The 3509-nt window shown below is 62.6% G+C and carries 4 protein-coding genes and 1 pseudogene; 3 read left to right on the forward strand and 2 right to left on the reverse strand.

Annotation, left to right across the window (positions count from 1 at the left end; translation table 11 throughout):
- Nucleotides 1-174: 174 nt before the first annotated feature.
- Both ACIQ7D_RS37390 and ACIQ7D_RS37395 read left to right on the forward strand, forming a co-directional pair.
- Nucleotides 175-468, forward strand: coding sequence for a hypothetical protein (locus ACIQ7D_RS37390; protein WP_403945743.1), 294 nt, complete (start codon nt 175-177; stop codon nt 466-468).
- A 5-nt stretch (nt 469-473) separates the two neighbouring features.
- Nucleotides 474-977 carry a hypothetical protein gene (locus ACIQ7D_RS37395; protein ID WP_403945749.1) on the forward strand — a complete coding sequence of 168 codons (504 nt, stop codon included), beginning with the start codon at nt 474-476 and terminating at the stop codon, nt 975-977.
- 217 nt (nt 978-1194) lie between these two features.
- On the opposite strand, the pseudogene ACIQ7D_RS37400 reads toward ACIQ7D_RS37395, so the two are convergent.
- Together ACIQ7D_RS37400 and ACIQ7D_RS37405 are read right to left on the reverse strand one after the other, a co-directional pair.
- Nucleotides 1195-1404: pseudogene (locus tag ACIQ7D_RS37400) on the reverse strand (tyrosine-type recombinase/integrase); the annotation flags it as partial.
- A 621-nt stretch (nt 1405-2025) separates the two neighbouring features.
- Entirely contained in the window at nt 2026-2535 is a 510-nt protein-coding gene (locus ACIQ7D_RS37405) for a hypothetical protein (protein WP_403945745.1), read from the reverse strand.
- 251 nt (nt 2536-2786) lie between these two features.
- Between ACIQ7D_RS37405 and ACIQ7D_RS37410 the strand changes: the two genes are divergently transcribed.
- Complete coding sequence (locus ACIQ7D_RS37410; RefSeq protein ID WP_403945747.1) at nt 2787-3434, forward strand: Scr1 family TA system antitoxin-like transcriptional regulator; 648 nt, start codon at nt 2787-2789, stop codon at nt 3432-3434.
- Nucleotides 3435-3509: the final 75 nt, after the last annotated feature.

The raw sequence follows: 3509 nt of genomic DNA on the forward strand, positions 1-3509 counted from the left end.
CCTCAATGCCCGCACTGCGGGTCTTCCTTGCCAACCAACCAAGTCCACCCAGGTCACGCACCCGCACTCGACTAACTTCATTGTCGAAGGACAGCCGGGGGGCATAGCGAGCGGATACACATTGATGCCGGTGGGAACGTTTCGGCGAGCGGTGATGCGATGATCCATGTCAATATGAGCGGCAACATCGAGCACACCGAGGCATTCCGTGGCGCGGAAAGCCAGATCGTCGCCTTCGACGTTCCGAAGTCATTTCTCGGCGAGGTCCGCGCCGCAGCCATCGGTCAGCGTCGACCGAAGGGTATGAGTCGCCGAGAGTGGAACATCGACTCCGTGGGCAGACCTCAGATCGATGACCCGAAGGTGGCAGCGGATCTTTATGGCATCCCGCATGATTTGTTTGGCGGGGAAAACTTCTCCGCGTTGCTTTCCGCCGTGATTCCTGGCTCCGGGAGAGTGGTTCGGTGACGTCAATGGGTGAACTTGTCAGGATCGCTAACCGTCCCGATGTATTCCCGGATGGGATGTTGTCGGTGTTCTACATCGAGGTGGAGGCGTGGAACGAGGCGGAGACTTTTGGGCGGCGACTGCGGGAGTTGGTCGGGGCTGGAGTCAAAACGGGCTTGGATGCTGACTTTGAATCCGAGACGATCTCAGAGGTCGACGTGCCCGCTTGGGCTGCCGATGCTTGGGCGGAGGCTGCTCCTAGGTATGCGGCGCATCGGGGTGATGAGGAGTGGACAGTTCAGGATTTCCTGTACTCATTTGAGCCGGGCCATCGAACCTGGTCTTGGTGGGATTTGACGGCGGTTTCCGGAAATATTGTGTGCATGTGGATTGATTCACAGGGAGAGGCGGTATATGGCTGCGAGGAGCTTCGGTGGATGGTCTATGCGGCTGGCGCGCGGTCAATGGTAGGGCCATTGTTGTGCGAGGCTGAAGAGTGGGAGCGGTCAGCGAGTATTGGGAATAGTTGAGTCGCCGAGAATCTTGACTGTTCACTTGCTTGCTACGGCTCGATGCATTCCTGAATTCTCCTTTTCTTAACCCGTTCGCTGTAGCGAAATGAGGCCCCGCCAGGTGTGTCCTGGCGGGGCCTCTGTGTGGGGTGACGGCAGTAAATGACGGCAACGTCAGCGGAACGATGGTGCAGGGCGGCGATTCGTCGCTGTCACCGTTGGCCTTGGTGATCGGCGGGCTGCCGAGCGCGGTCCTGAGTGTGTCGATGGCATCGCGTTGGAGGCGGAGTCGTACGTGGGCGTAGACGGTGGCGGTGACGCCGATGTGGGCGTGGCCGAGGAGTTTCTTGATCACGACGAGTTCGACGCCCTGTTCCAGGAGCAGCGTGGCGGTCGAGTGCCGGAGACCGTGAAAGCGGATGCGGCGGGTGAGGTTGGTGGGGTCATGAAATTCGAGAATGCTGTGGCGAGTGTCGAGGGAGCAGAGGTTTTTCCTCGTCTGCGGGATGCGTGGCGCTGGCCTCCCATGTCTAGGTTCGTCTTCTCTCTGGCGGTGGACCCGGGGCGCCAATTTGAGGTCGAAATTATCTATGGCGTTCATTTGGTAACGGAACTCGTCGCCGCTGTTCTTGGGTTCGCAAGGGAGCCGCACCTGTCGGGGGAATCGAAGGGCGCCAAGCCGTTCGCCATCGCTCGTGGATTCACTGTGGATTCTTAGCATCACGGGGATTTACGGCAAGGGATGTCCTTCTCAGGGAGTTGGCGCTTTTGGAGGTTGCTGCCGGGAGCTTCGTAGAGTGGGAGAACTTCCGCGGCGAAGTATGGCACGTCTCCTGGGACGGCTCCTGGTACGTCAATGGCGATGCGCAGAGCGAGCCGATGGCTGAGATTGCTGTACTCAACTCTCTTGGATATGCAGAATTCTGATTATGATTCGCCCTGAGCCCGATGGCGGACCTCGCCGAGGTGTGCCGAACGGAACGCCGCAGCTGACCGCATGTCACTACCTATTGGTCGCAACCGCTGGGCACGAACAGGATGTTCGTCAGGAATTCAGGTCGCCTGATCAACATGGGCCCGACATCGCCGTGCCGGAGTCAGCTGTACCGGTTGCTCCGCGTCGCGGTGGTTCCAGTACAGCGGCAGTCGAAGGCCACGGGACGAGGGACGTCCAGCCGACCACGGGCATCGTCTCGTTGTAATGGGGAGCGAACTCCGCGGTGATGAGGGGCGGCATCCGATAGTCCTGGCCGCGGGCATGCTCCGTGAACGCCCCTGGGAGTGCGACGTGATGCGTCTCGACGTAGTGGGGGAAGTCCTGGCGCCAGAGCCAGGTGCCGTCGGTGAGCAGTGATGAGCAGCCCGGGGAGTGCCGGTGAGGGTGTCCGGTGATGACGTCGCGGCCGAATTCCATGACGTCGATGAGGTAGTGGCCGGCGTCCAGGTACGTCACCAGGTCCGCCTCGTCCGGCTCGCCTGTGGGGCGGACCGCTTCGTGGAGGGAGCCGTTCGGTTGGCCGGCGCCGGGTCCGGGGTCGGCGTTGAGTTCGTCGTAGAAGCCCAGCAGTCCCAGCACCGTGTCTCTCCTTTGTCGATGGAGCGTCCCGAACCTAGTTCATGGAGCGAGGCGTTGAGGGGTGCGGACCGTCGCCGGGGACGCTCGCACGTGTGGTGGTTCGACGTTTGCGTCACGATGTGTGGCCGGATGTGCGTAGGGTCATCCGCAATAGCGCGCTTACGGGTGATTGCTGGCCTGTGTGCCCCTTCGGGGCCTTCCGCGCGCGGAGATTCGTGTGGTGACTGACGTCGATCTCGGAGGTGCGCGCGATGAGTGCGGGCAGGAGCGGTACGGACGGAGTGGACGGTCTTGACGGATCCGGCTGGGGGCCGGATTTCGAGGATGACGACTCGGGGGCCGTCGTCGCGGCGCTGGGGCGGCAGATCAAGCTCTGGCGGACAGCGGCCGGGCTGAGTCAGGCCGAGTTCGGTGCGGCGATCGGCTACGGCGAGAACCAGGTCTACAAGGTGGAGGCCGGCAGCCGTATCCCCCGGCCCGAGTTCCTGGACCGGGCGGACGAGGTGCTGGGCGCGGGCGGCCGGATCGCCGCGATGAAGGAGGACATGGCGGAGGCGCGCTATCCGAAGAAGGTCCGGGGCGTGAAGAAGCTGGAGGACGAGGCCGTCGAGCTGCTGGCCTACAACAACTCCGTCATCGAAGGGCTGCTCCAGACCGAGGAGTACGCGGAGGCCGTGTTCGGCAACCGGCGGCCGCCCTTCTCCGAGGAGGAGGTGGAGCGGAGGATGGCCGGGCGTACGGCGCGGAAGCAGATCCTGCGGTCACCAACCGCCCAGCCCGTTTTCAGTTTCGCTCAGTGCGAGGCCACGCTCCGCCGCGAGATCGGGGGCAGAATGGTGCTGCGGCGCCAGCTCGAACACCTGGTGGAAATTGGGCAGTTACTGAGGTTGAACTCGTGATGTCGCTGGGTTGCTCAGGTGGGTCTGATGGTCAGGCCGGTCTCGGCGAGGCAGCCGTCTATGAGGTCGCTGCGG

Origin of the sequence: Streptomyces sp. NPDC096310, from assembly GCF_044763125.1 — a bacterium.
Taxonomy (GTDB): domain Bacteria; phylum Actinomycetota; class Actinomycetes; order Streptomycetales; family Streptomycetaceae; genus Streptomyces.

Excerpts from the sequence above, each read along its gene's own strand:
- ACIQ7D_RS37395 (WP_403945749.1), top strand. The coding sequence starts at position 474 with ATGGGTGAACTTGTCAGGATCGCTAACCGTCCCGATGTATTCCCGGAT.
- ACIQ7D_RS37410 (WP_403945747.1), top strand. The coding sequence starts at position 2,787 with ATGAGTGCGGGCAGGAGCGGTACGGACGGAGTGGACGGTCTTGACGGA.
- ACIQ7D_RS37390 (WP_403945743.1), top strand. The coding sequence starts at position 175 with ATGAGCGGCAACATCGAGCACACCGAGGCATTCCGTGGCGCGGAAAGC.